This window comes from Massilia sp. CFBP9026 (assembly GCF_034045165.1).
In the GTDB taxonomy this organism is placed as follows: Bacteria; Pseudomonadota; Gammaproteobacteria; order Burkholderiales; family Burkholderiaceae_D; genus Telluria; species Telluria arenae.
The window spans coordinates 239,607-263,618 of the sequence record NZ_JAXCWH010000005.1; the positions used below are offsets into that span (position 1 = coordinate 239,607).

Here is a 24,012-nt window from a genome sequence, read left to right on the forward strand (position 1 = left end):
TTTGTGCACTGCACAATTTCACGCCATGAGCTTACACCAACCTGTCAATCGTTGCCGAGCGGCTGTTGCTGCAGTATTTATGCGACGGTTTACCCACACCCTTCCACGTAGTCGACCGCCGGCTTGATGCCGGCGCGCATGGTCGTCAGTTTTCCTTTGCTGGCCTCGAAGATCAGCGCTTTGTTCTCGCCTTTGGGCAAGACCAGGACCTGGCCTTGCTCGTCATATTTGTGGAGTTCGCTGCGCAGCGCGGGTGCGTGACGCAGGGCCTCCTTGGCCGACATGCGCGCCGTGATGCCGGCGCTGTTGCGCACCACCTTTTTGGCGTCGGCGCGCACGATCACGCCGTTCTCGACCATGAAGCTCACCTGTGGATAACGTTTGAAGCGGACGATGGGGCAGGATGGATCGAGCGGCCGCGGCGAGGCGCGCTGGCCCAGCTTGCGCTCGACCTGGTCGAGCCGCTGGCCGAACTGGATCTTGCCGTAGCCGTCCGGCGACATTACCTGGCTCGACGCCGCGGCGGAAACGCCCAGCAGGGCGGTCATGACGATGAAACGAATTTTCATGGGCAACCTCATGCAGCAAGTTAATCGATGCGGCACTGGTCCAGGGACAGTGCGTATTGACGAGTATAGTGACTCACAAGCAAAAACGGCGCGGGCCTGCCGGACGCGCGATAATGCCGCCTCCGACATATACGCTTAGGCTTCAGGCAATGGATCCAGAACTGCAAACCCCCGTCCCTTCGCCCTGCATCAATATCTGCAAGATGGTTCCGGAAACCGGCCTGTGCCAGGGCTGCATGCGCACCATCGACGAGATCCGCGCCTGGCGCAATGCGAGCGAGGTCGAGAAGCGCGCGATCTGGGCCGAGATCCGGCGCCGCGAAGCTGGGTTGTTCGGCGGCTGAGGCAGGTAGATCTTTAGAGGGAGAAATCTAGCACGATCGTTCTTTTTTCGAGGATATAATGCCTCGTCAACTAACCACCGAGAGCTGCCCATGACGATGCCCGCCGTGCTGCAAGACCTGTCCCTTCCCGTCATCGCTTCGCCGATGTTCATCGCCAGCGGTCCCGCCCTGGTGGCGGCCCAGTGCAAGGCCGGCATCGTCGGTTCCTTCCCGGCCCTGAATGCCCGTCCGGCCGAGCTGCTCGACACCTGGCTGACCGATCTGCAGCGCGAGCTGGCCGAGTACGCGGCCGCCAATCCGGGCGCCAAAGTCGGCCCGATCGCGGTCAACCAGATCGTCCACCAATCGAACGACCGCCTGGCGCACGACGTCGAGGTATGCGTGAAGCACCAGGTGCCGATCATCATCTCGTCGCTGCGCGCGCCGCCGCGCGAGATGATGGATGCGGTGCATTCGTATGGCGGCATCGTGCTGCACGACGTGGTTTCGATCCGCCACGCCGAGAAGGCGCTGGAAGCGGGCGTCGATGGCCTGATCCTGGTGGCGGCCGGCGCCGGCGGCCATGCCGGCGCGCTGTCGCCGTTCGCGCTAGTGGGAGAGGTGCGCAAGTTCTTCAAGGGGCCGATCGCCCTGTCCGGATCGATCGCGACCGGCGATGCGATCCTGGCGACGCAGGCGATGGGCGCCGACTTCGCCTATATCGGTTCGCGCTGGCTGGCCACGAAGGAGTCGAACGTCAGCGACGACTATCGAGATGCGATCGTCGAATCGCGCGCGGCGGACGTGGTGTACACGAACCTGTTCACCGGCGTGCACGGCAACTACCTGAAAAAATCGATCGTGGCGGCCGGCCTGGATCCGGACAATCTGCCGGAATCGGACAAGAGCAAGATGAGCTTCGGCTCGGGCGCGGCCAAGGCCTGGCGCGACATCTGGGGCGCGGGCCAGGGCGTGGGCCTGATGGACGACGTGCCGACGGTGGCCGAGATGGTCGAGCGGCTCAAGCGCGAGTATGACGCGGCGCGGGCGCGGCTGGCGCTGTAAGAGCGTGATTGCTGGCGTGGGTTGAACGCGTGGAAGGCGGAGCCTTCCACCCTACGGTGGGTCGACGATCGTAGGGTGGACCGGGGCGCGTAGCCGGGTTCCCCGTCCACGCGTCGATACGTACCGGCGGAATGCCCGCGATCGGGACTTATTCCACCTGCTTCAAATCCTCTGGCCGGATCGTCCACAGCCCCGGCAGGTTGCGCCAGTAGCCATACACGTCCATGCCGAAGCCGACCACGAATTTATTGGGCAAGGTCAGGCCCACCAGGTCGGCCTGGATCGGCTTGGCGCGGCCCAGGTCCTTGTCGGCGAACACCACGACGATCACTTCGGCGGCGCCCATGTCGAGCAGGCGCTGCTTGACGTGGGCCAGGGTCTCGCCTTCGTCCAGGATGTCGTCCACCACCACGATCTTGCGGCCGACGACGTTCTGGCGCGGGATCACCTTCCAGACGATCTCGCCGCCGCGGTCTTCGTCGCCGTAGCGGCTCACGTGGATGTAGTCGAAGTCGAGCGGGAAGCTCAGTTGCGGCAGCAGGTGGCCGGTAAATACCACCGCGCCGCCCATCACGCCCAGCACCAGGGGGAATTCGGCCGCGCCCTCGGCGTTGAAACGGGCATTGAGTTCATCGGCGACGCGCCGCACGGCGGCATTGACTTCGACGGGTTCGACGATCTGGGTGGCATTCGCCAGTAGCGCTCGCGCGCGCTCGTGGTGGAAATCGTGCATGGTCTTCAGTTCAGTTGAGTGCGGGACCATTATGCGTCATCCGCCGGAGCCATGCGTTCCGGTTGGCCATTCGACAGGATTGCGGCGTATGATACGTGGCTTGGAAAACAAAACCGACGCATTCAGCCATGTCCCATAACGAATTCCAGGCCGCACGTGAAGGCCGCCTCGCGCAACTGCGCGCCGCCATGGCGCGCCACGGCATCGACGCCTATATCGTCCCGTCGAGCGATCCGCATCTGTCGGAATACCTGCCCGGCCACTGGAAGGGCCGCGAATGGCTGTCCGGCTTCACCGGCTCGGTCGGCACCTTCATCGCCACCGCCGGTTTCGCCGGCGTCTGGACCGATGGCCGCTACTTTACCCAGGCCGAGACCGAGCTGGCCGGCTCCGAAATCGCGCTGATGAAGATCCCGGGCGCCGCGAGCCAGCTGCACGTCGACTGGCTGGCCGCCAACCTGGCCGCGGGCCAGACCGCCGCCGTCGATGCCCGCGTGCTGGGCCTGTCGGGCGCGCGCCTGTTGAAAGATGCCCTGGCCGCCAAGGGCGTGACCCTGCGCACCGATATCGACCTGCTCGACGAAGTGTGGAGCGAGCGTCCGACGCTGCCGACGGAGCCGGTGTTCGAACACCTGGCGCCATACGCCACCGCCACCCGTGCCGACAAGCTGCACGCCACGCGCGCCGCGATGGAAGCGCATGGCGCCGGCTTCCACTTCATTTCGACGCTGGACGACATCGCCTACCTGTTCAACCTGCGCGGCGCCGACGTCAGCTTCAACCCGGTGTTCCTGGCGCATGCGCTGATCGGCCGCGGCGACGCGACCCTGTTCGTCCTGGAGGGTAAGGTGCCGGAAGACGTACGCGCGCGCCTGGAAGCCGACGACGTGCACTTGGCGCCGTACGCCAACGCCGTGCATGCGTTGGAGTCGCTGCCGGAAGGCGCGACCCTGCTGCTCGATCCGCGCCGCGTCACCGCCGGCATGCGCGCCGCCGTGGCGCAGGGCGTGAACGTGGTCGAGGCGATCAACCCGACCACCTTCGCCAAGTCGCGCAAGCTGGAAAGCGAGGCCGTCAACGTGCGCGCCGCGATGGAACAGGATGGCGCAGCGTTGTGCGAATTCTTCGCCGCGCTCGAGCCGTTGCTGGCGGATCCGAACCGCGCGCCTCTGAATGAAGTCGACATCGACACCCGCATCACGGCAAGCCGTGCTCGCCGCCCCAACTTCGTCAGCGCCAGCTTCTCGACCATCGCCGGCTTCAACAGCAACGGCGCGATCATGCACTACCGCGCCGAGAGCGCCACCTGTGCCGTCATCGAAGGCGACGGCCTGCTGCTGATCGATTCGGGCGGCCAGTACCTCGGCGGCACCACCGACATCACGCGCGTGATCCCGGTCGGCACTGCAAGCAGCGCGCAGATGCGCGACTACACGCTGGTGCTGAAAGGCCTGATCAACCTGTCGGCCGCGCGCTTCCCGCGCGGCACCCGCGCGCCGATGCTGGACGCGATCGCACGTGCCCCGATCTGGGCCGCCGGCATCGACTACGGCCACGGCACCGGCCATGGCGTCGGCTACTTCCTCAATGTGCACGAAGGCCCGCAGACGATTTCGCCGGCGGTGCCGCCGGACCCGCATACCGCGATGGAGACGGGCATGATCACCTCGATCGAGCCGGGCATCTATCGTCCGGGACGCTGGGGCATCCGCATCGAGAACCTGGTGCTGAACCAGCACGTCGAGACGTCCGAGTTCGGCGAGTACCTCGGCTTCGAGACCCTGACCCTGTGCCCGATCGATACCCGCCCGATCGACCGCAGCCTGCTGCGGCCTGACGAAATCGCGTGGCTGAACGACTACCACGCGACCGTGCGCGCGCGCCTGACGCCGCACGTCGAAGGCCCGGCATTCGAGTGGCTGATGCAGCGCACGGAGGCGATCTGATATGGCCAGCTCACGTTCCACCCGCGCCAGCACCGCCGTCGAGCGCCTGAAGCAGCGTACCGGGAACAATCTGTACTCGATGGCGCGTACCGGCGACGGCCATTTCTACCTGTCCGAAGCGCCCGGCAGCCCGCCGCTGTGCCCACCGATGGAGCTCGACGACTTCGTCGTCTTCGTCAAGGGCCTGGGCCCGCAGGAGCAGCCGCGCATCAGCAAGAACGACCTGGCCTTCGAGAAGCAGCTGGTCAAGAAAAAGCCCTGACCGCCCGCCGACCATGAACACCATGCGCGCATGACGGAAAACCTGTTCGCGGCCTATTGGTCGAAGCACGAGCTATTCACCAATGGCCTGATCCTGTTACACCTGATCGGGGCCCTGCTGCTTGGCCTGCTGGTCGGCTACGAGCGCGCCTATCACGGGCGCGCCGCCGGCATGCGCACCTATGGCCTGGTGTGCATGGCCTCGGCCGCGCTGACCATCCTGGCCGGCTATCCGGACCTGTGGTACGGCGGCCATTCGGGCCTGCTGGCGCCGATCGATCCGACCCGCATCATCCAGGGCGTGGTCACCGGTATCGGCTTCCTCGGCGCCGGCGTCATCATGCGCGACGGCTTCAATATCAGCGGCCTGACCACGGCGGCCTCGATCTGGGCCTCGTCGGCGATCGGCATCCTGATCGGCATCGGCTTCTATCTGGCCGCGATGGGCCTGGCCTTCCTGTCGGCGATGATCATGATTTACCTGAACCGCCTGGAGACCTTTTTGCCGTCGCGTCATGCGGTGGCGGTGCGGATGCGCTTCCGGCCCGAGTTCATGCCGCGCGAAGACGCGATCCGCAAGGTGGCGCTCGAGCGCGGCTACGAGATCGCCGGCAGCTCGCTGACCATCAGCAGCGACGAAGGCCGCCAGGAATGGCGCTTCGTGGCGCTGGCATTGTCGCGCAAGACGGGCGCGCCGCTGTCGGAACTGGCGCGCGAACTGGCCGCCTTCGACGGCGTCGACTCGTTCCAGCTGTCGCACGCACGTAACTGACGCGCCGCTGAGGGGAAGCGGCGCTTCAATCTCGCAACACCAATAACAATGCCAAACGGGGTTTTCCAATGGACGCACAAGAAGTTCTCGATTTCTGGTTCCTGCCGTCTTCCGATCCAGGCCATGGCAAGCAGCGCGCCGAATGGTTCCGCAAGAACGACGCTTTCGACGCTGCCGTCCGCGAACGCTTCGGCGCCGCGATCGATCACGCGATCGCCGGTGGCCTGCGCGAATGGGACGAAGAGGGCCCGCGCGGCGTGCTGGCGCGCATCCTGGTGCTCGACCAGTTCACCCGCAACGCCTACCGCGGCACGCCCGACTCCTTCGCCGGCGACGCGCTGGCGCTGAACGCCGCGCGCCAGCTGGTGGCGTCTGGCGAGCACCTGTCCCTGTCGCCGCTCGAGCGGGTCTTCGTCTACATGCCGTTCGAGCACGCGGAAGACGCGCGCACCCAGGAGCAATCGGTCGAGCTGTTCACCGACCTGGCCGCCAGCCACGAAGGCTTCAACGAGCAGCTCGACTATGCGCACCGCCACCGCGGCGTGATCGCGCGCTTCGGCCGCTTCCCGCACCGTAACCCGATCCTGGGCCGCGCCTCGACGCCCGAAGAAACCGACTACCTGGCCACGCCGGGTTCGGGTTTCTGAGGTGGCGCTGACCCTGAACCTGGTCGGCGCCGGCCACGTCGGCAAGGTGCTGGGGCGCCTGCTGGCGGCCAACGGCGCCTGCGTGGTGCAGGACGTGCTGACCCGTTCGCCCACAAGCGCCCGGGCGGCGGTCGATTTCATCGACGCCGGCCACGCCTGCGCCGACCTCGCGCAACTGCGTCCGGCCGACATCTGGCTGCTGGCCGTGAACGACGACCAGATCGCGCCCATGGCGGCCGCACTGGCGCAGGCGCATGAGGTCAAGGGGGCGGTCGTATTCCACTGCAGCGGCGCCAAGGCGTCGAGTGAGTTGCAGGCGCTGGCCGACAAGGGGGCGCTGGTCGCCAGCGTGCATCCGATCCGCAGCTTCGCCGATCCCGACGCCGTGGCGCGCGACTTCGCAGGAACCTTCTGCGGCATCGAGGGCGAGGCGCAGGCACTGGCATTGCTGGCGCCGGCATTCGAGGCGATCGGCGCGCGCCTCGTGACCATCGATGCCGCGGCCAAGACGGTCTATCACGCGGCGGCGGTGTTCGCGTCGAATTACCTGACCACGGTGCTCGACGCCGCCCTGCGCGCTTACCAGGCGGCTGGCGTGCCGGAACCGATCGCGCGCGAACTGGCGCAGCCGCTCGCCAGCGAGACCATGGCGAACGTGTTCCGCCTCGGCCCGGCGGCGGCCCTGAGCGGGCCGGTGGCGCGCGGCGACCACGCGACCGTGGCGCGCCAGCAGCAGGCCCTGCTCGACTGGGACGAGGCGACCGGCAGGCTGTACGAGGCACTGGTGCCGCTGACGGCCGACCTGGCGCGGCGCAAGCACGCCGCTTCATGACTTCAAGACAATAAGGAAAACGCAATGTTCTTTACCGCCTGGGCCACCCTGGCCGTCCTCGGTGTGTATTTCTGGACCTGGGGCGTCGCCGGCTATGCCCGCGTGCGCTACAAGGTGCCGGCGCCATCGATGGATGGTCCCGAGGCTTTCCAGCGCGCCCACCGTGTTCAGATGAACACCCTGGAGATGCTGCCGCTGGTGCTGGTGCCCTTGTGGCTGTGCGCCACCTTCCTGGGCGACCTGTGGGCGGCGGCTGGCGGCCTGCTGTGGTGCCTGGGCCGCATCCTGTATGCGGTCGGCTATTACCGCGACCCGGCAAAGCGCGAAGCGGGCTTCATTTTGGGCATGCTGGCTTGCGCCGCGTTAATCGGCGCCACAGTTTTCGGCTTATTAATGCGCTAAAGCGAAAAAAGCGAATACAAAGATCGACAAAGTTCCCGTATGGAAATATGCTTGAGGACTACTACTAATTAGCATCGCGCGTCCTGTCCTGACGGTCACTGGCGCGCCAGGAGAACAATATGTTGTTTCTGAAGAGCACGAGTGTTACCAAGGCGCCAGGGATCTATGAGGTCGACGTCGCAGCCAAGCCGCCAGGCAAGACTTTTGGCGTCTTCCTGGCCACCGACCCGGAAAATCCGCCGCACACCGTGCTTGCCGGCCTGGCCGAACTGGGTTTCCAGAACGTCCATCAGCAGAACTATGTGCACCGCGACAAGGGCAAGGTGCTCGACCTGCATTTCCAGAAGGACGGCACCGATATGTTCAAGGGCTGGAAGGCGGATGAATGCAGCGCCAACCTGGCCGCCATCGACGCCCTGTTCGGCAATGTCGGCATCAAGGTGGCGCCGCGCGTGATGAGCCTGGCGGAAGCCTACGCCTGAAGCCTGCGCCGGCCGCCTGAATATGGGTCAGGCCATCGCTTCCAGGTGATACAAGGCCCATGGGCAGGCGCCGAAACGCTGCGCCACCGGGAGCGCCGCCATTTCCGGCACCCGGTCGGCGTCATACACGGCCCATAGCGGCCCCAGCCCACCCAGCGGCATCGGTTTTCCATCCAGGTGGGTGGCGACAATGAAATTCCACGCTCGTAACTGTCGCATTTCCAGCACGGCGGCATAGCCGTCGACCGCCCGCATCAGCACCTTGGCGGCATCGCGCGGCTTGGCGCCGGCCTGGGCCAGCACGTCGGCCAGCAGCGGTCCGCGCAGGGTATGCGGTTTGCCGTCGTATTCCAGCGTCGGACGGATGGTGCGCGCCGGCAGGGCGGCCAGGGCTGCGAAATCGAGGGCATAGGCGCGGTCGAACGCCAGCTTTTGCTTGGCCATCATCTGGTCGAGTGCTGGATCGAGGGCGCCGCGGTTGCTGCGCGTGATGGCGCCGGTGATGGTCAGCAGTGTGGGCCCTGCGGCCGGAGCCGCAGCCGTACCCGTGCTGCGGCCGGCGAAGGCCGGCGCTGCGCCAGCCAATACTGCGGCGCCGAGGAAATGGCGTTTGTCCATGCGAGAATACGGTGTGGTGGAAAGTACACCATCATAGCCGTCAATTTTGCGTATGGTTTGACCATGGATTTATTTGCCGACGACTCCTTGCTGAGTCCGATCCCGCTCGAAGACGGCGATCTCGCCTGGATGCCCCAACTCCCGCTGCCCTGGACCAATGCCGAGGTCATGGCGCGCCTGCTGCGTGAAACCGACTGGCGCGAAGAAACGGTGGTGGTGTACGGCAAGCGTCACCTGCAGCCGCGCCTGAGCGCCTGGTATGGCGACGCGGCCTACACCTATTCCGGCCTGCGCTTGCAGCCGGCGCCGTTCACACCGCTGCTCGACACCCTGCGCACGGCGGTCGAGACGGCGACCGGGCACAGCTTCAACAGCGTCCTGCTGAATCTCTACCGTAACGAGCGCGACAGCATGGGCATGCACAGCGACGACGAGCCGGAACTGGGACCGCAACCTGCCATCGCTTCGCTCAGCCTTGGCGCCGCCCGCACCTTCATCCTGAAGCATAAATACAACAAAAAGACTGTCCGACTGGAATTGACCGACGGCAGCCTCTTGCTGATGCGCGGTGAAACCCAGAAATATTGGTTGCATGGCATCAATAAGATGACACGCACGTTACAAGCGCGGGTAAACCTAACTTTCAGGAAAATCGTCTAAACTGCGTGCAACCCCATCGATCCACTCGGAAATATTAATAACCGGCCGGTCATTAAGTTACACTTTCTTACAGTTCTTACGGAATCGGCACGGACTTGCTCTGTCGCCAGTGCTATCTTGATCACATCGCGATTCGTTGGGAATCGCGAGCCAGATGAACAAGAAGAGGAATTGAGATGAAAAAGCTGATCGTTGCACTGCTCGCTACCACCGCCGCTGTCTCGGCTGTCCAGGCACAAGAATTCACCCCACGCGCCTATGTTGGCGTCGGTGCGGTGGCCACCGATTATGAATCGCGCGTCCCAGGTGCAACCAGCGCCGACATCGATACCATCAAGGCATCGGCCAAGCTGTTCGGCGGCTACGAGTTCACTCCGAACTGGGCAGTCGAAGTCGGCCACACCGACTACCGCAGCGCCGACATCTACTACACCCTGGGCCCAGTGGCTGCCAGCGGTCAGGTCGATGGCCGTTCGACCTACGTCGCCGCCAAGTTCAGCTCGCCGCTGACCGAGAAGCTGGTCGGCTACGCCAAGCTGGGCGTGTCGCATGACGTGAACGAACTGGCAGCGGTCAACGCCTCGCTGAACCGTCGCGACAGCGACAACAACGCCTACGGCGCCCTGGGTGTGCAGTACAACATCAACCAGGACGTGGCAGTGATCGCCGAATACGAACGCTTCGGCGGCACTCGCGACTTCGGCGTGCGTCCAAACGCACTGACCATCGGCGCGAAGTACTCGTTCTAAGCAGAGCGTGTAGTGAACGAAAAAGGCCCTGCGGGGCCTTTTTTGTTATCGGTGCGAAAATTCAAACGAATCGTGCGCAGGAGGCATTCATAGCCGCGCCAGCGCCAGACCCTGTGGCCGCTGCACCCACGGCGGCACGATGATCGCCGGTTCGGGCGCCGCATGTCCGGCCGAAATGAAGCGGTGCAGCGACGACCACGGCCAGTCGCGCGGCTCGCGGCAGTGGCCGTGGCGCACGGCGTCGGTGTGGACGTAGTCGACCAGGGCCGCATAATCGTCGTCCTGACCGACCCGGTAGTGGCGGTAGTGGCGTTCCCAGAGCGCGCCATCGTCCACCCCGGACTGCCCGGTCTTGCGCAATGCCTTCGAAAACGCGATCTTGACGGTGCGCCAGCGGCTGGAACAGTCGTGGTCGCCCGGTGGCAGGGTCCAGATCGCATGGGCATGATCGGGCAGGACTGCCCAGGCATCGACGTGGAAAGGACGGCGCGCCCGCGCCAGCCGTATGGCTTCGCCGAACGCGGAGATATGTTCGGTCAACAGGTGACTGCCGCGGTCGAGCAGGCGCACCGTGAAAAAGAAGGTCCCGCCGGGGACGCGGTTATCGCGGTAACTATTGGGGTAGCTAAGCATGGTCTGGCCGCCACCGCGCGCACGAAGCGGCTGCGGTCGACAGGCTTCCGGGAGTCCTCATCCGCAAGAGTGTCACACATCTTGCACACCAACCCCGTTCCGTTTCCGCTAATAAAAAAAGCCCGCGGACGCGGGCTTTCCCTTACGAAACAAGCGCTTGCATTCTGCCCAGGGATCAGGTGGTCAGCGGCTTGTAGCGGATACGCTTCGGCTTGGCGCCTTCTTCGCCCAGGCGTTTCTTCTTGTCGGCTTCGTATTCCTGATAGTTGCCATCGAAGAAGGTGACTTGCGAGTCGCCTTCGAAGGCCAGGATGTGGGTCGCGATGCGATCCAGGAACCAGCGATCGTGGGAGATCACCATCACGCTGCCGGCGAACTCGAGCAGTGCGTCTTCCAGCGCGCGCAGGGTTTCGACGTCCAGGTCGTTCGACGGTTCATCCAGCAGCAGGACGTTGCCGCCTTGCAGCAGGGTCTTGGCCAGGTGCAGACGGCCGCGTTCACCGCCCGACAGGTTGCCCACGACCTTTTGCTGGTCGGAACCTTTGAAGTTGAAGCGGCCCAGGTAGGCGCGCGACGGCATTTCGAAGCGGCCCACGCTGAGCATGTCGGCGCCGCCCGAGACGTCTTCGAACACGGTCTTGCTGTTGGCCAGCTCGTCGCGGTGCTGGTCGACCAGCGACACGTGGGCGGTCTTGCCGATTGCGACTTCGCCGCTGTCTGGCTGTTCTTTGCCGGCGATCATCTTGAACAGGGTCGACTTACCGGCGCCGTTGGGGCCGATGATGCCGACGATGGCGCCTGGCGGCACGGTGAACGACAGATTGTCGATCAGCAGGCGGTCGCCAAAGGCTTTCGAGACGTTCTTGAATTCGATGACTTCATTGCCCAGGCGTTCGGCCACGGGAATGAAGATCTCTTGCGTCTCGTTGCGCTTCTGATATTCGAATTCGGACAGTTCGTTGAAGCGGGCCAGACGGGCCTTCGACTTGGCCTGGCGCGCCTTCGGATTCTGGCGCGACCACTCGAGTTCTTTCTGCAGCGCCTTCTGGCGCGCCGATTCGGTCGATTCTTCCTGCTTCAGGCGGGCCTGTTTCTGATCCAGCCACGACGAATAATTGCCCTTCCATGGGATGCCATGGCCGCGGTCCAGTTCCAGGATCCATTCGGCGGCGTTGTCGAGGAAGTAGCGATCGTGGGTGATGCCGACCACGGTGCCCGGGAAGCGCAGCAGGAATTGCTCCAGCCACTCGACCGATTCGGCGTCCAGGTGGTTGGTCGGTTCATCGAGCAGCAGCATGTCGGGCTTCGACAGCAGCAGCTTGCACAGCGCCACGCGGCGCTTCTCGCCGCCCGACAGCACGCCGATCTTCGCGTCCCATGGCGGCAGGCGCAGCGCGTCGGCGGCCATTTCCAGCTGCAGGTTCAGGTTGCCGCCGTCGGAGGCCGAGATGATCGCTTCCAGGCGTTCCTGTTCCTTGGCCAGGGCGTCGAAGTCGGCGTCTTCTTCGGCATAGGCGGCGTACACGGCTTCCAGCTTGGCTTGCGCCTCGAAGGCTTCGCCCAGGCCGGATTCGACTTCCTGGCGCACGGTTTTTTCGGGATCGAGCTGCGGTTCCTGCGGCAGGTAGCCGATATTCAGGCCCGGCATCGGGCGTGCTTCGCCCTGGATGTCGGTATCGATGCCGGCCATGATCTTGAGCAGGGTCGACTTGCCCGAGCCGTTCAGGCCCAGCACGCCGATCTTGGCGCCTGGGAAGAAGGACAGCGAGATGTCCTTGAGAATTTGACGTTTCGGCGGGACGATCTTGCCCACGCGGTTCATCGTATAGACGTAATTGGCCATGCTTTGACTCTGGTGTTGTTTAAGGTGCACAGGATACGACAGAACCCGCGCCCGACACAGGATTTCTTGGCCGACGCCTGGAAATCCCGTGCGGGTGCTGCGCGCGATCAGGTTTTGGCAGGCGCAGGCGGCCGGCGCAGCAGGCCTTCGCCGGCGAACAGGATCAGCGCGCTCCAGATCAGCGCGAAGCCGACCAGGCGGTCGGCGGTAAACGCTTCCTTGAACAGCCACACGCCGAGCAGGAATTGCAGGGTCGGCGACAGGTATTGCAGCAGCCCCAGGATCGACAGCGGGATCTTGCGCGCGCCGCTGGCGAACAGCAGCAGCGGGATCGCGGTGAGCGGGCCGGCCATCACCAGCAGCACGCGGATGGTGTCGGAGTCGGTATTGATGAACACGTTCTGGCCCTGCACCGTCAGCCAGATGACGTAGGCCGCCGCCAGCGGGAACAGCACGATGGTCTCGAACGACAGTCCCTCGAGCGCGCCGAGCGCCGCCGTCTTGCGCAGCAGGCCGTAGCTGCCGAAGGAGAACGCAAGGAACAGGGCGATCCAGGGCACCGTGCCGGCCTGCCAGGTCAGCCAGGCCACGCCCAGCGCGGCAATCGCGATCGCCACCCACTGGACGCTGCGCAGGCGCTCCTTCAGGATCAGGTAGCCCAGCATGATATTGACCAGCGGATTGATGAAATAGCCGAGGCTGGCTTCGATCACGTGGTGGTTGGTGACCGACCAGATGTACACCAGCCAGTTGGCGCTGAGCAGCACGGCCGACAGCACGAAGCTGAAGAATACCCGCGGCTGGCGCACCACGTTCAGCCATTTCCACTGGCGCCGCAGCACCAGCACGATCAGCAGGAAACCGAGCGACCACAGCATGCGGTGCGCCAGGATCTGCAGCGGCGGCACGCCGTCCAGCGCGTGAAAATAAATGGGGAACAGGCCCCAGCAGAGGAAGGCCAGGGCCGCGTAAATGATGCCGGAACGCATGGGAATGGGAGCTGGATTGCAGGGATGACATTATCCCTGAATACGTACACGGCTGCTGGAGCGTGCCTCTTTTTGCACGGGTGTATGATGCACCACGAAATATTCTTGCTTTTTTCCACCCACTATTTTATGGTGCGCCGCACCAATACAAAAGCGATGGTGTAATCTTGACATCAGATAGCAAGAAAAGCAGCCTGGCGGCACTCACCCTGGCCGCGGTCGGCATCGTCTACGGCGACATCGGCACCAGCCCCCTCTACACGCTGCGCGCGGTGTTCGACGACACCCACGGCCTGCCCCTGAACACCCCCAATATCCTCGGCGTCATCTCCCTGATCTTTTGGGCGCTGACGGTCATCGTCTCGCTCAAGTACGTGACCCTGGTGCTGCGCGCGCACAACCGCGGCGAGGGCGGCATCATGGCCCTGATGGCGCTGGCGACCAACTCGGTGGCGCGCAACTCGCGCTGGAGCTTCCCGCTGCTGGCCATCGGCGTCATCGGCGCCACCATGTTCTACGGCGACAGCGTGATCACGCCGGCGATCTCGGTGCTCGGCGCGATCGAGGGCCTGGAGGTGGCGGCGCCCGGCATGTCGCACTATGTGGTGCCGCTGGCGGTGGTGGTGCTGGTGGCCCTGTACAGCGTGCAGCGCCATGGAACGGCCGGCATCGGCCGCTTCTTCGGCCCCGTGATGCTGGTGTGGTTCCTAGCCCTGGCCGCGATGGGCATCGTCAACATCGTCCAGTCGCCCGAGATCCTGAACGCGCTCAATCCCTGGCATGCGGCCCACTTCATGATGGACAATAAATTGCTGGCCTTCATCGCGCTGGGCGCGGTGGTGCTGGCGATCACCGGCGCCGAGGCGCTGTATGCCGACATGGGCCACTTCGGCGCCAAGCCGATCCGCATGGCCTGGTTCCTGATCGCCTATCCGGCGCTGACCCTGAACTACCTGGGCCAGGGCGGCCTCTTGATCGCCGATCCCGGCGCGGTGGAAAACCCGTTCTACCACCAGCTCGGCACCTGGAGCGTGATCCCGCTGGTGATCCTGTCGACCATGGCGGCCGTGATCGCCTCGCAAGCGACGATCAGCGGCACCTATTCGATGACCAAGCAGGCGATCGCGCTCGGCCTGCTGCCGCGCATGCGCATCCTGCACACCTCGGAAAGCGAGATCGGGCAAATCTATATCCCGGCCGTCAACTGGCTGCAACTGGCGGTGGTGCTGATCGCCGTGGTCGGTTTCGGTTCGTCGGACGAGCTGGCCGGCGCCTACGGCATCGCGGTCACGGCCACCATGATGATGACCACCGTGCTCACCTTCTTCGTGACCCGCTATCGCTGGCGCCTGCCGCTGTGGGTCTGCCTGGCTGCGACCGGCTTCTTCCTAGCGATCGATATCATGTTGTTCGCAGCCACCACCACCAAGATCTTCCATGGCGGCTGGTTCCCGCTGCTGATGGGCGGCGTGCTGCTGACCCTGATGCTGACCTGGAAGCGTGGCCGCGGGCTGGTGTTCGAGAACCTGCAGAAGCACGCGATCCCGCTGGAAGCCTTCATGGAGTCGCTGTTCGTGGCGCCGCCGACGCGGGTGCCGGGCACCGCCATCTTCCTGCGCGGCGAAAGCGACGGCGTGCCGCACGCGATGTTGCACAACCTGTCGCACAACAAGGTGCTGCACGAGCGGGTGGTGTTCCTGACCGTGCACATGCGCGAGGAACCGTGGGTGCCGTTCGAGGAACAGATCGATATCGTCGACCTGGGCCACAACTGCTACCAGCTCAACATCCATTATGGTTTCAAGGACGAGCCCGACATTCCGGACATCCTCGACCGCTGCGGCGCGCTCGGCCTGTCGTTCGAGATGATGGAGACCTCGTTCTTCATCGCGCGCCAGACCGTGATCTCGGCCCCGGGCGGCGGCATGGCGCCATGGCGCGAGCACCTGTACGTGGCGCTGTCGCGCAATGCGCGCAGCGCGGCCGACTATTACCAGATCCGCAGCAACCGGGTGATCGAGCTGGGCACGCAGATCGAGATCTAGGCTGATCGCCTGGCCGACCCGCGCACCGGAGACGTGCGCAAAGGAAATTGCAGCAAACTATCTTATAATCGGGAACTATTGATTAATAAGCAATTTTTGAGCACGACCGTACGGCAGGACGTCCGGACCGATCATTCCATTCCACTGGCGAGACATGAAGCTTTACTACTATCGAGGCAATAATTTCGGCGACAAACTCAATCCCGTGATCTGGGATGCGCTGATCCCCGAACTCGTGGACGAAGACGATTCCACACTCCTGGTAGGAATGGGCACCCTGATCAATTCGCGGGTGCCGGCCGAGCCGCAGAAGCTCGTGTTCGGATCGGGCGTCGGCTATAACAAGGCGGCGCAGGTGGACGACAAGTGGAAATTCTACTGCGTGCGCGGGCCGCTGACCGCCGCCGCACTGGGGCTCGACAAGCAGGTGGCGATCACCGATCCCGCGCTGCTGCTGACCCGGGTCGTCAACCAGCCAGTGGCGCCCACGGGCGAGGTCGTCTTCATGCCGCACCATTCCAGCATGCTCAATGCCGACTGGGCCCCGTTCTGCGCCAAGGCGGGCATTACCTTCCTCGACCCCGAGGCCGACATGCACGAAGTGCTGACGAAGATCCGCGGCGCCAAACTGGTCATCGCCGAGGCCATGCATGCGGCGATCGTGGCGGATGCCTATCGGGTTCCCTGGATTCCGGTGCAATGCTACGAACACATCCTGGGATTCAAGTGGGAGGACTGGTGCCAGTCGATGTCAGTGCCTTACCGCGCCCAGACCCTGCCAAGCGTGTGGGACATCGACAAGACGCTCGGCCCGCGTGACCGCCTGGCGGCAAACGTCAAGCGCGGCCTGCGCGGCGTGGGCATCTGGAAAGGCGACTGGACCCCCCCGCCACCGGCGAAGAACGTGCGCCAGGTCGAGGATGCCGTCGTCGGCGCGCTGTCGAAACTGGCCGGCAGCGGCGAGTCCTACCTGAGCGACGAGCGCCTGCAGGGCGTGGCGCTGGAACGCCTGCTCGCGAAGATCGATCAGCTGAAACGGGATTATGCCGTCGTGGCTGCCTGAGGCAGGTGTTGCGTCAAAGCGTCAGTTTCGCTTCGGCGCTCCATTGCTAAACTACAATTATTAGACAAATTACGGACAGTTTCATGCGACTGATTCGATAAGGTACGAAGTTTCGTTACACAAACTTTGTTTGCCTTTCCCAGTCGAGGACACCCATGAAACTGAAGTTCCCCCTGATCGCGGCCTTCGCCGCCATGCTCGCCCTGACCGCCTGCGGCGGGGGCGGCAGCGACGACGACAAGCCTGTCGTCAGCAGCCCCGCGGCCCTGACCAAGACCGACAACACGGTGGGTACCGGCGCCGAGGCGGTGACCGGCAAGACGGTGACCACCCAGTACACGCTGTGGCTGTACAACGACAAGGTCGCCGACTTCAAGGGCACGCGTCTGGAATCGGGCAATCTGCGTCCTTACGTCGTCGGCAGCGGCACCGTCATTCCCGGCTACGACCAGGGCGTGATCGGCATGAAGGTCGGCGGCAAGCGCACCGTCCTGATCCCGGCCAACCAGGCCTACGGCGCGAATGGCAACGGTCCGGTTCCGCCGAACTCGGGCCTGGTGTATGAAATCACCCTGACCAAGGTCGAGTAAGCCGGCCAGCCTGGCGTCAATGACATACCGGACCGGGGCATGCCCCGGTCTTTTTTTGCGCGTACGGCTGACCTGGCGCACGGTCCACGGGACGGCGGCGGGCGATGCTCGGGGCTTTTCAGGCCGAGCCGATCATGCGTCCTTCTTTCTACTTTGCCGTCTGCCTGCTGCCCGGCTGCCCCGCCTCCGCGTCCACCACGCAGGCGCCGGCCTTACCGGCCTGCGTCGTCGTCGATCCCGTTCTCGCCGCCGACCCGCCCGCCTGGCTGCTGCTGGCCGCCGCGGTGGTCCTGCTCGGGGCCGGCCGCCTGGCCGCCTCATGACGCGCGCGCGCCTGCGCTGGCTCAGAATGCCTCCGCTTTGTTTGCGACATCGTTGAGATTCCCCGGCCTCCGGAAGGATCGATCATGTCCCTGCGCAAACATTTCTTAAGTAAATTGTTGCTGGCCATATTGGTGTTGCCGGGCCTGGCCATTGCGGCGCCGCTGTACCGCATGACCTGGCTGCCGCAGGATTTCACCGCCGCCGGCCTCGACGGCGCCGGGCGGGTGGTCGGCACCGCGCAGGGCGGGGCGGCAGTGTGGTCGACGGGCGGCACCACGTATCTGGGGACGTTGTTGCCCGGCAGCGAAGGCCTGGCGATCAATAACGGCGGCTCCATCGTCGGCCGCGTCGGCAGCGATGCCTTCGTGTATGCCGGCGGCGCGTTCTCGGTCTTCAACGTGCCGCCGGCCTACGGCACCTGGGCCACCGCCATCAACGACGCCGGCCAGGTGGCCGGCTTCGGCGCCGTCGGCTTTTCCGAGACCTACGCCTTCCTGTACCAGTCGGGCGCCGTCACTCAGCTGGGCAGCTTCGGCGGCACGATCAGCGTGGCCAACGCGATCAATGCCAGCGGCCACATCGCGGGCTTCGCCAGCCGCGCCGGCGATGGCGACGACTGGGGCGATCCGCGCCGCACCGCCTCGGTCTACCGCGACGGCGTCCAGCACGACCTCGGCTCGCTGGGCGGCTGGTTCAGCGAAGCGAACGACATCAACGACGCCGGCTTCGTCGCCGGCTGGTCCGGGCTCGACGACAATTTCAGCGAGCGGCCCTTCCTGTTCTCGCCCGACGAGAATCGCATGATCGATCTCGGCACGCTGGGCGGCGTGTCGGGGCGCGCCAATGCGCTCAACAATGCCGGGGTGGTGGTGGGCCTGTCCGGCATCGGCAGCGTGGGCGGCTTCGACTACCACGCCTTCATCTATGGGCCTGGCGGCATGCTCGACCTCAACGCGCTGGTGGGCGAGCGCGGCGACTGGCAGCTGGTGAACGCGCTCGACGTCAACGATGCCGGCCAGATCCTGGCCCAGGCCTGCAATGGGCTGGGCGACTGCCGTGCGGTGCGGCTCGACCTGGTCGCGGCGGTGCCCGAGCCGGGCAGCTGGGCAATGCTGGGGACCGGGCTGGCGCTGCTGGGCTGGCATGCGCGCCGGCGCCAACGCCTGCGCACGCGCTTGCACTGGATGGCGCCGGCGCTCCTGGTGGGTACGCTGACGGCGCCGCTGGCGTCCACGCCGGCAGCAGCCGCACCCGCGGTCGAGGCGGCGCAGGGCAAGCCGGGCCTGTTCCGGGCCACTTTCCTGCCGGCCGGGTTCTCCGCCTATGCCATCAACAGCCGTGGCCATGTGGCGGGCGCGAACGGCGCCGCCGCCGTGTGGGATGGCGCCGTCGTGCGCGATTACGGCGCGCTGGCGCCGGGCTCGAGCGCCGCCGCCATCAACGGCCACGGCCACCTGGCCGGGGTCTACGTCGACGCCGCACACGTGTTCTCGCCGGCCGGCCTGCGCAATGCCGGGCGCGGGGTGCTGGTGGGCTTCAACTCGGCGAGCGGATTGAGCGACAGCGGCGCCGTGTCCGGCAATGCCGCCTTCGGGGTCGGTGAGCGTGGCCGCGGCTTCGTCGTCGCCAACGGCATCACGCGCATCATTCCCACGTTCGGCGGCACCTGGGGCGGCTCCGCCGCGATCAACCGGCACGGCGCCGTGACCGGCACCGCCTCGGTCACGGGTGACGCCTTTCCGGTGCCGCACTATCTTGCCTACGTCTACCGCGACCAGATCATGCGCAGCCTGGGCACGCTGGGCGGCAAGAACAGCAGCGCCTACGACATCAACGATGCCGGCGAGGTGGTCGGCATCGCCGATACCGGCATCGTCGTCGACGGCAGCTACTTCATGGAACTGCCCTTCCTGTACGCGGGCGGGGTCATGACCAGCCTGGGTTCGCTGGGCGGCAACTACGGCATTGCCTGGGGCCTGAACAATGCCGCCTCGGTGGTGGGTTCCTCGACCGCCATCACGCCCGAGGGGCCGGCGTCGCACGCCTTCCTGTACGAAAAAGGCGTCATGCGCGACCTGAACGAGCTGTCCGCGCTGCCCGCGGGCTGGATCCTCGTCAGCGCGACCGACATCAACGATGCGCGCCAGATCCTGGCGCAGGCCTGCAATCAGGAAGATTGCCTGTACGTGCGGCTCGATCCGCCGCCGTGCGGCTGCTGAGCTGGGGTCATGTGAAGGGGCGCGCCGTCGGCAGGGGCGACAGGCGGGCAGTGGTGTATCTTTGGAAGGGAGCAAGCGCACACATCCGGACCTGAACAGGAGGGCGCCATGTTGCCGCAATGCGCGGCAGGTATGCTCATTCGCGCGCGCAGCATGCCGCCAAGCCACCTGTCCATGGAAGATGCCCCGATGAGAATTCTGCTGGTAGAGGACGAAACCGAATTCGCCGACACGGTGCGCGGCGCGCTGGAGCGCGAAAAATACGTCGTCGACCATGCCGACCGGCTGGCGCTGGCGCGCGAGGCCAGCCGCATGAATGCCTACGACCTGGTCCTGCTCGACCGAACCTTACCCGACGGCGATGGCCTGTCCCTGCTGCCGCTGCTGCGCGCCGGCAATCCCGGCCTGCCCGTCATCATGCTGACCGCGCGCGGCGAAGTCACCGACCGCGTCGCCGGCCTCGACGAGGGCGCGGACGACTACCTCGTCAAGCCGTTCGCGCTCGAAGAACTGTTCGCGCGCATCCGCGCGGTGCGGCGCCGTCCCGCCGAACTCGGTCTCGAGGAAATCCACGTCGGCGCGCTCGTGTTCGATGTCGCCAACGACGAGGCGAGCGTGGCGGGTGTGCGGCTGGACCTGGCGCGGCGCGAACTGCGGGTGCTGGCGACGCTCGTCAAGCGGCGCGGGCGCACCGTGCTGCGCGAATCGCTCGAACAGGCCGTGTATGGCTTCGACGACGCCATCCAGTCGAACACGCTCGACTCCCATATCTCGCGCCTGCGCCGCAAGCTGGCCGCCGTCGATGCCGGCATCGAGATCCACGCCATCAAGGGCGTCGGCTACCTGCTGCAGGCGCGGCCGTGAGCCGCAGGCCGCCCTCGCTCAAGCGGCCGCTGATCGTCCAGCCGCTGCTGTTCCAGTTCGCCATCCTGTTCATCTGCTTTCCACTCCTCGTCGCGCTGGCGCTGCGCGCCGATAGCGGCGGGCCGTATACCGACGAGCGGATCACGCCCGTCATCGCCGCCGCCATCGTGCGCGCGGACGATGGCGCCCTGGCGCTGCGCATGACCGAGCAACTGGCCGCGCTGCGCGCCGAGACGCCGAACCTGTGGTTCGTGGCCGAGGACGACCATGGCCGCCGCCTCAGCTTCGGGCAGGTGCCGGCGCAGTATGCAGCGGCCACCAGCCTGCTGCGCAACCTCTCCTACGGCCACGTGCGCGACCGCTTCGCGCCGCATGCGCTGAGCGCCGTGATCCGCCGCGAAGAGTCGCCCGCCGGTCCGGTGACGATCCTCGGGCATGGCAAGCTGACGCAGGTGGGCTTTACCGTCCTGGCGGCGTCCAACGTCGCCGCGCTGCCGATCTTTCTGCTGATGGTGCTGATGTCGCTGGTCGCCATCCCCTGGATCGTCAGGCGTTCGCTGGCCGGCGTCGCCAGGATCGCGGCCGAGGCGGAAAGTATCGACGTCGACCGGCGCGGCGTGCGGCTCAGCGAAGCGCAGGTGCCGAGCGAGATCGCGCCGCTGGTGCGGGCGGTGAACGATGCGCTCGGCCGACTCGACGAGGGATACGAGCGGCAGCGGCGCTTCATCGCCTCCGCCGCCCATGAATTGCGCACGCCGATCGCGATCCTGCGGGTCAAGGTCGACGCCTCCAGCGACCCCGACACGCGCCGGCTCGCGAGCGATGTCGAGCGGCTCGCCAACCTGGCCGAACAGATGCTCGACCTGCAGCGCCTGGATGCGGCGCGGTGCGACGAAGAGATCGACCTGGCCGCGCTGGTGCGGCGCGTGGCCGGCGACCTGGCGCCGCTCCTGATCGCCGCCGACCGCTCGATCGCGGTCGAGGTCGACGCGGCGCAGCCGGTGCGGTTGGTGAGGGGTGACGCCGGGGCGATCGAGCGGGTGGCGACGAACCTGGTGCAGAACGCGATCGAACATGGCGGGCGCCACGTGGTCGTGCGCGTGCAGGGCGCGGGGTTCGAGGTCGAGGACGACGGGCCGGGCATCCCGCCGGAAGAGCGCGAGCGCGTGTTCGAACCGTTCCACCGCCTGCGGCCGCGATCGGCCGGCAGCGGCCTTGGCCTGCACCTGGTGCAGCAGGTGGTCGAACGCCACGGCGGCCACGTGGCCATCCTCGGCGCGCCCGGTGGCGGCACGATTGCGCGCGTCGTCCTGGCGCCGGTGCGGCCGGTTTCACCTGGCACTCCATGATCCCGCAATCCCGCGCTGTTCTACTGTCCTGCATGGCGACGTTGTCGCCTCCGGCCACGCGGCCGGCCACCGGATGTCAGACAGGAGAACAAGATGAATCGACCAACTATCAGCGCGGCTTGCCGCCGCCTCATGATGCTGGGCCTCGTGGCCGTGCTCGGTGTGGGCCTGGCGGCATGCCAGTCACCGGAGCAGCGGCGCGCGCTTCACCTTGCCGAGGACACCGGCACCTGCGCGGATTTCGGCGCGCGCCAGGGCTCGCGCGAATACACCGAGTGCATGCTCTCGCAGCAAACCCGGCGCGATAACGAGAAGCTCAATGCGCTCGAGCGCCAGCGCATCTCGACCCAGAACAGCAAGGACAGCCTCGAGATGGTGCGCAAGATCGAGTGCGATCGCGAGGCGAAAAAAGAGCGCGAAGCGGGCCTGCGGCCGCGCCGCTGCGACTAACGAAACAGGTCCTTAGCGCAGCATATCGATGTGCATGATGCCGTCTTCGTCATACGGTTCCGAAACGGTCTCGAAGCCGAAGCTGCCGTAGAAGCGCTCCAGGTATTGCTGGGCGCCGATGCGGATGCGGTGGCCCGGATACAGCGCCTCGGCCTGGCGGATGCCTTCGCCGATCAGGGCGCGGCCGGCGCCGGTGCCGCGCGCGGCCGGGGTGGTGATCACGCGGCCGATCGACATCTCGTCGTATTTGGCGCCCGGGGCCAGCACGCGCAGGTAGGCGGCCAGGCTGCGCGTGCCGTCGACGGTGCGCCAGCCCAGCAGGTGGTGGGCCTCGAGGTCCTGGCAGTCGATGTCGGGATACAGGCAGGTCTGCTCGAGGATGAAGACGTTCTGGCGCTGGGCCAGCACTTCATGGAGGTCGAACGGAGAGAGGTCGGCGAAGCGCGAGAATTGCCAGTCGATCAGGCTAGGAGTGGTCATGGATGCGAAGCGATGGTTGTGAAGTTTGTGGCGGATGCTTATTCGGCGGCGGTCTCGTAACCTTCCAGCACGTTGACCGTATGGATGCCGAGCTCGGGACCGGCCTTGCCGCCCTCGAACACGAAGGCCGTCGGCAGGCCGAGGTGGGCGATGCGTTCGCCGATGCGCAGGAAGTCGCCGCCCTGCAGCCCGAAGCGCGGATCCTGTCCTTGCGCGGCCGTATCGACGCCGAGCGAAACCACCAGCGCCTGCGGCCGGGCCATGGCGATCTTGAGGCAGGCGGTTTCCAGCGCTGCGAACCAGGCGCCGCTGCCGCAGCCGGGCGCCAGCGGGATGTTCGTGTTGTAGCCAAGGCCGGCGCCGCTGCCGGTCTCGTCGGCATGACCGAGGTAGAACGGATAGGCGACGCGCGGGTCGGCGTGGATCGAGACGAACAGCACGTCGTTGCGGTGATAAAAAATGCCCTGGGTGCCGTTGCCGTGGTGGTAATCGAGGTCGAGGATGGCCACGCGCTCCAGGCCGTCGTCCAGCAGGTGCTGGGCCGCCAGCGCGGCATTGTTCAAAAAGCAGGCGCCGCCGAAGAAATCGCTGCCGGCATGGTGGCCGGGCGGGCGCGTGAGCGCGAAGGTGCCGCGCTCGCCGCGCTGCAGGGCATGGGCCGCGTTGACGGCGCAGTCGGCGCCGGTCTTGGCCGCGATCCAGGTGCCGCTCGTGAGCGGCGTGCCGGCGTCCATCGAATACAGGCCGAGGCGCGCGCCAAAATCGTCCGGCTCGATATCGGAGCGCAGGGTGCGCACCGGCCATACTCTTGGCAAGGCATCCTTGCCGACATGGCGCGGATCGAGACCGATCCACTCGCTCCAGGCATTGCGCAAGAAGTGCAGGTAGCGCGGGCTGTGCACCCGCTCGAGCGTCATGAGCGGCACGCCGTGCGGCGTGACGATGGCGCCCAGGCCGCGCCGCTCGCATTCCTTCAGGACGATGGCGACGCGCTCGGGTTTTTCCGAACAGGGCGCCAGCTCGCCGCGATCGAGCTCGACGTGGCCGCGGCCGTCATGCTGGGCATGGTGTTCGTTGTAAAACGTGAGCAAGTGGTCCTCGCGG

General features: G+C 65.8%; 27 protein-coding genes. 19 read left to right on the forward strand and 8 right to left on the reverse strand.

Annotated features, from left to right (window positions below; genetic code table 11):
• Window positions 1-89 precede the first annotated feature (89 nt).
• Window positions 90-569 carry a hypothetical protein gene (locus tag SOM28_RS14390; protein WP_123070881.1) on the reverse strand — a complete coding sequence of 160 codons (480 nt, stop codon included), beginning with the start codon at window positions 567-569 and terminating at the stop codon, window positions 90-92.
• A 149-nt stretch (window positions 570-718) separates the two neighbouring features.
• Between SOM28_RS14390 and SOM28_RS14395 the strand changes: the two genes are divergently transcribed.
• Both SOM28_RS14395 and SOM28_RS14400 read left to right on the forward strand, forming a co-directional pair.
• Window positions 719-913, forward strand: coding sequence for a DUF1289 domain-containing protein (locus SOM28_RS14395; protein ID WP_123070882.1), 195 nt, complete (start codon window positions 719-721; stop codon window positions 911-913).
• 90 nt (window positions 914-1,003) lie between these two features.
• Window positions 1,004-1,957 carry an NAD(P)H-dependent flavin oxidoreductase gene (locus SOM28_RS14400; protein ID WP_320468519.1) on the forward strand — a complete coding sequence of 318 codons (954 nt, stop codon included), beginning with the start codon at window positions 1,004-1,006 and terminating at the stop codon, window positions 1,955-1,957.
• 148 nt (window positions 1,958-2,105) lie between these two features.
• Here the strand turns inward: SOM28_RS14400 and SOM28_RS14405 are convergent, their stop codons facing one another.
• Window positions 2,106-2,690 (reverse strand): hypoxanthine-guanine phosphoribosyltransferase, encoded by a 585-nt coding sequence (locus SOM28_RS14405; protein ID WP_123070884.1) that lies wholly within the window; start codon window positions 2,688-2,690, stop codon window positions 2,106-2,108.
• Window positions 2,691-2,818: 128 nt separating this feature from the next.
• Here SOM28_RS14405 and SOM28_RS14410 point away from each other — a divergent pair, with 128 nt between their 5' ends.
• The 7 genes from SOM28_RS14410 to SOM28_RS14440 all read left to right on the forward strand — a co-directional run bounded on the left by SOM28_RS14410 (window position 2,819) and on the right by SOM28_RS14440 (window position 8,032).
• Window positions 2,819-4,636: an aminopeptidase P family protein gene (locus tag SOM28_RS14410; protein WP_320468520.1), complete on the forward strand. Its 1,818-nt coding sequence runs from the start codon at window positions 2,819-2,821 to the stop codon at window positions 4,634-4,636.
• Between the two features lies 1 nt (window position 4,637).
• Window positions 4,638-4,898: a hypothetical protein gene (locus tag SOM28_RS14415; RefSeq protein ID WP_137172623.1), complete on the forward strand. Its 261-nt coding sequence runs from the start codon at window positions 4,638-4,640 to the stop codon at window positions 4,896-4,898.
• Window positions 4,899-4,928: 30 nt separating this feature from the next.
• Complete coding sequence (locus tag SOM28_RS14420) at window positions 4,929-5,669, forward strand: MgtC/SapB family protein (protein WP_123070887.1); 741 nt, start codon at window positions 4,929-4,931, stop codon at window positions 5,667-5,669.
• Between the two features lie 68 nt (window positions 5,670-5,737).
• Window positions 5,738-6,316, forward strand: a complete 579-nt coding sequence (locus tag SOM28_RS14425; RefSeq protein ID WP_123070888.1) for a DUF924 family protein — start codon at window positions 5,738-5,740, stop codon at window positions 6,314-6,316.
• 1 nt (window position 6,317) lies between these two features.
• Window positions 6,318-7,148: a Rossmann-like and DUF2520 domain-containing protein gene (locus SOM28_RS14430; protein ID WP_123070889.1), complete on the forward strand. Its 831-nt coding sequence runs from the start codon at window positions 6,318-6,320 to the stop codon at window positions 7,146-7,148.
• A 24-nt stretch (window positions 7,149-7,172) separates the two neighbouring features.
• Window positions 7,173-7,550 (forward strand): MAPEG family protein, encoded by a 378-nt coding sequence (locus SOM28_RS14435; RefSeq protein WP_123070890.1) that lies wholly within the window; start codon window positions 7,173-7,175, stop codon window positions 7,548-7,550.
• A gap of 119 nt (window positions 7,551-7,669) precedes the next feature.
• The gene (locus SOM28_RS14440; RefSeq protein ID WP_109345670.1) at window positions 7,670-8,032 is read left to right on the forward strand and encodes a hypothetical protein; all 363 of its coding nucleotides are present in this window, start codon (window positions 7,670-7,672) and stop codon (window positions 8,030-8,032) included.
• A gap of 27 nt (window positions 8,033-8,059) precedes the next feature.
• On the opposite strand, the gene SOM28_RS14445 is transcribed toward SOM28_RS14440, so the two are convergent.
• Window positions 8,060-8,650, reverse strand: a complete 591-nt coding sequence (locus tag SOM28_RS14445; protein ID WP_320468521.1) for a molybdopterin-dependent oxidoreductase — start codon at window positions 8,648-8,650, stop codon at window positions 8,060-8,062.
• Window positions 8,651-8,713: 63 nt separating this feature from the next.
• Here SOM28_RS14445 and SOM28_RS14450 point away from each other — a divergent pair, with 63 nt between their 5' ends.
• Both SOM28_RS14450 and SOM28_RS14455 read left to right on the forward strand, forming a co-directional pair.
• Window positions 8,714-9,310, forward strand: coding sequence for an alpha-ketoglutarate-dependent dioxygenase AlkB family protein (locus SOM28_RS14450; RefSeq protein ID WP_123070894.1), 597 nt, complete (start codon window positions 8,714-8,716; stop codon window positions 9,308-9,310).
• Between the two features lie 176 nt (window positions 9,311-9,486).
• A complete protein-coding gene (locus tag SOM28_RS14455) occupies window positions 9,487-10,059 on the forward strand; it encodes a porin family protein (RefSeq protein WP_071360926.1) in 573 nt (190 codons plus the stop codon).
• 87 nt (window positions 10,060-10,146) lie between these two features.
• On the opposite strand, the gene SOM28_RS14460 is transcribed toward SOM28_RS14455, so the two are convergent.
• The 3 genes from SOM28_RS14460 to rarD all read right to left on the reverse strand — a co-directional run bounded on the left by SOM28_RS14460 (window position 10,147) and on the right by rarD (window position 13,524).
• Complete coding sequence (locus SOM28_RS14460; RefSeq protein ID WP_320468522.1) at window positions 10,147-10,692, reverse strand: REP-associated tyrosine transposase; 546 nt, start codon at window positions 10,690-10,692, stop codon at window positions 10,147-10,149.
• Window positions 10,693-10,867: 175 nt separating this feature from the next.
• Complete coding sequence (gene ettA / locus SOM28_RS14465) at window positions 10,868-12,535, reverse strand: energy-dependent translational throttle protein EttA (RefSeq protein WP_147934926.1); 1,668 nt, start codon at window positions 12,533-12,535, stop codon at window positions 10,868-10,870.
• Between the two features lie 107 nt (window positions 12,536-12,642).
• On the reverse strand, window positions 12,643-13,524 hold the full coding sequence (rarD, locus tag SOM28_RS14470) for an EamA family transporter RarD (protein ID WP_320468523.1): 882 nt from the start codon (window positions 13,522-13,524) through the stop codon (window positions 12,643-12,645).
• Between the two features lie 167 nt (window positions 13,525-13,691).
• Between rarD and SOM28_RS14475 the strand changes: the two genes are divergently transcribed.
• From SOM28_RS14475 to SOM28_RS14510, 8 genes are all read left to right on the forward strand, one after another.
• Window positions 13,692-15,569, forward strand: a complete 1,878-nt coding sequence (locus SOM28_RS14475; RefSeq protein ID WP_320468524.1) for a potassium transporter Kup — start codon at window positions 13,692-13,694, stop codon at window positions 15,567-15,569.
• A gap of 154 nt (window positions 15,570-15,723) precedes the next feature.
• The gene (locus SOM28_RS14480; protein ID WP_123070623.1) at window positions 15,724-16,632 is read left to right on the forward strand and encodes a polysaccharide pyruvyl transferase family protein; all 909 of its coding nucleotides are present in this window, start codon (window positions 15,724-15,726) and stop codon (window positions 16,630-16,632) included.
• 155 nt (window positions 16,633-16,787) lie between these two features.
• Complete coding sequence (locus SOM28_RS14485; RefSeq protein ID WP_123070622.1) at window positions 16,788-17,222, forward strand: FKBP-type peptidyl-prolyl cis-trans isomerase; 435 nt, start codon at window positions 16,788-16,790, stop codon at window positions 17,220-17,222.
• Window positions 17,223-17,356: 134 nt separating this feature from the next.
• Complete coding sequence (locus tag SOM28_RS14490; RefSeq protein WP_148044054.1) at window positions 17,357-17,545, forward strand: hypothetical protein; 189 nt, start codon at window positions 17,357-17,359, stop codon at window positions 17,543-17,545.
• A gap of 84 nt (window positions 17,546-17,629) precedes the next feature.
• A complete protein-coding gene (locus SOM28_RS14495) occupies window positions 17,630-19,765 on the forward strand; it encodes a PEP-CTERM sorting domain-containing protein (RefSeq protein WP_320468525.1) in 2,136 nt (711 codons plus the stop codon).
• A gap of 189 nt (window positions 19,766-19,954) precedes the next feature.
• Complete coding sequence (locus SOM28_RS14500; RefSeq protein WP_320468526.1) at window positions 19,955-20,629, forward strand: response regulator transcription factor; 675 nt, start codon at window positions 19,955-19,957, stop codon at window positions 20,627-20,629.
• Window positions 20,626-21,978, forward strand: coding sequence for a sensor histidine kinase (locus tag SOM28_RS14505; protein ID WP_320468527.1), 1,353 nt, complete (start codon window positions 20,626-20,628; stop codon window positions 21,976-21,978). Before SOM28_RS14500 ends, SOM28_RS14505 begins: the two co-directional genes overlap by 4 nt.
• Window positions 21,979-22,071: 93 nt before the next feature.
• Entirely contained in the window at window positions 22,072-22,428 is a 357-nt protein-coding gene (locus SOM28_RS14510; RefSeq protein ID WP_148044087.1) for a hypothetical protein, read from the forward strand.
• Window positions 22,429-22,440: 12 nt separating this feature from the next.
• On the opposite strand, the gene SOM28_RS14515 is transcribed toward SOM28_RS14510, so the two are convergent.
• Window positions 22,441-22,908, reverse strand: a complete 468-nt coding sequence (locus SOM28_RS14515; protein WP_320468528.1) for a GNAT family N-acetyltransferase — start codon at window positions 22,906-22,908, stop codon at window positions 22,441-22,443.
• Window positions 22,909-22,946: 38 nt separating this feature from the next.
• Entirely contained in the window at window positions 22,947-23,999 is a 1,053-nt protein-coding gene (locus tag SOM28_RS14520; protein WP_320468529.1) for a histone deacetylase family protein, read from the reverse strand.
• Window positions 24,000-24,012: the final 13 nt, after the last annotated feature.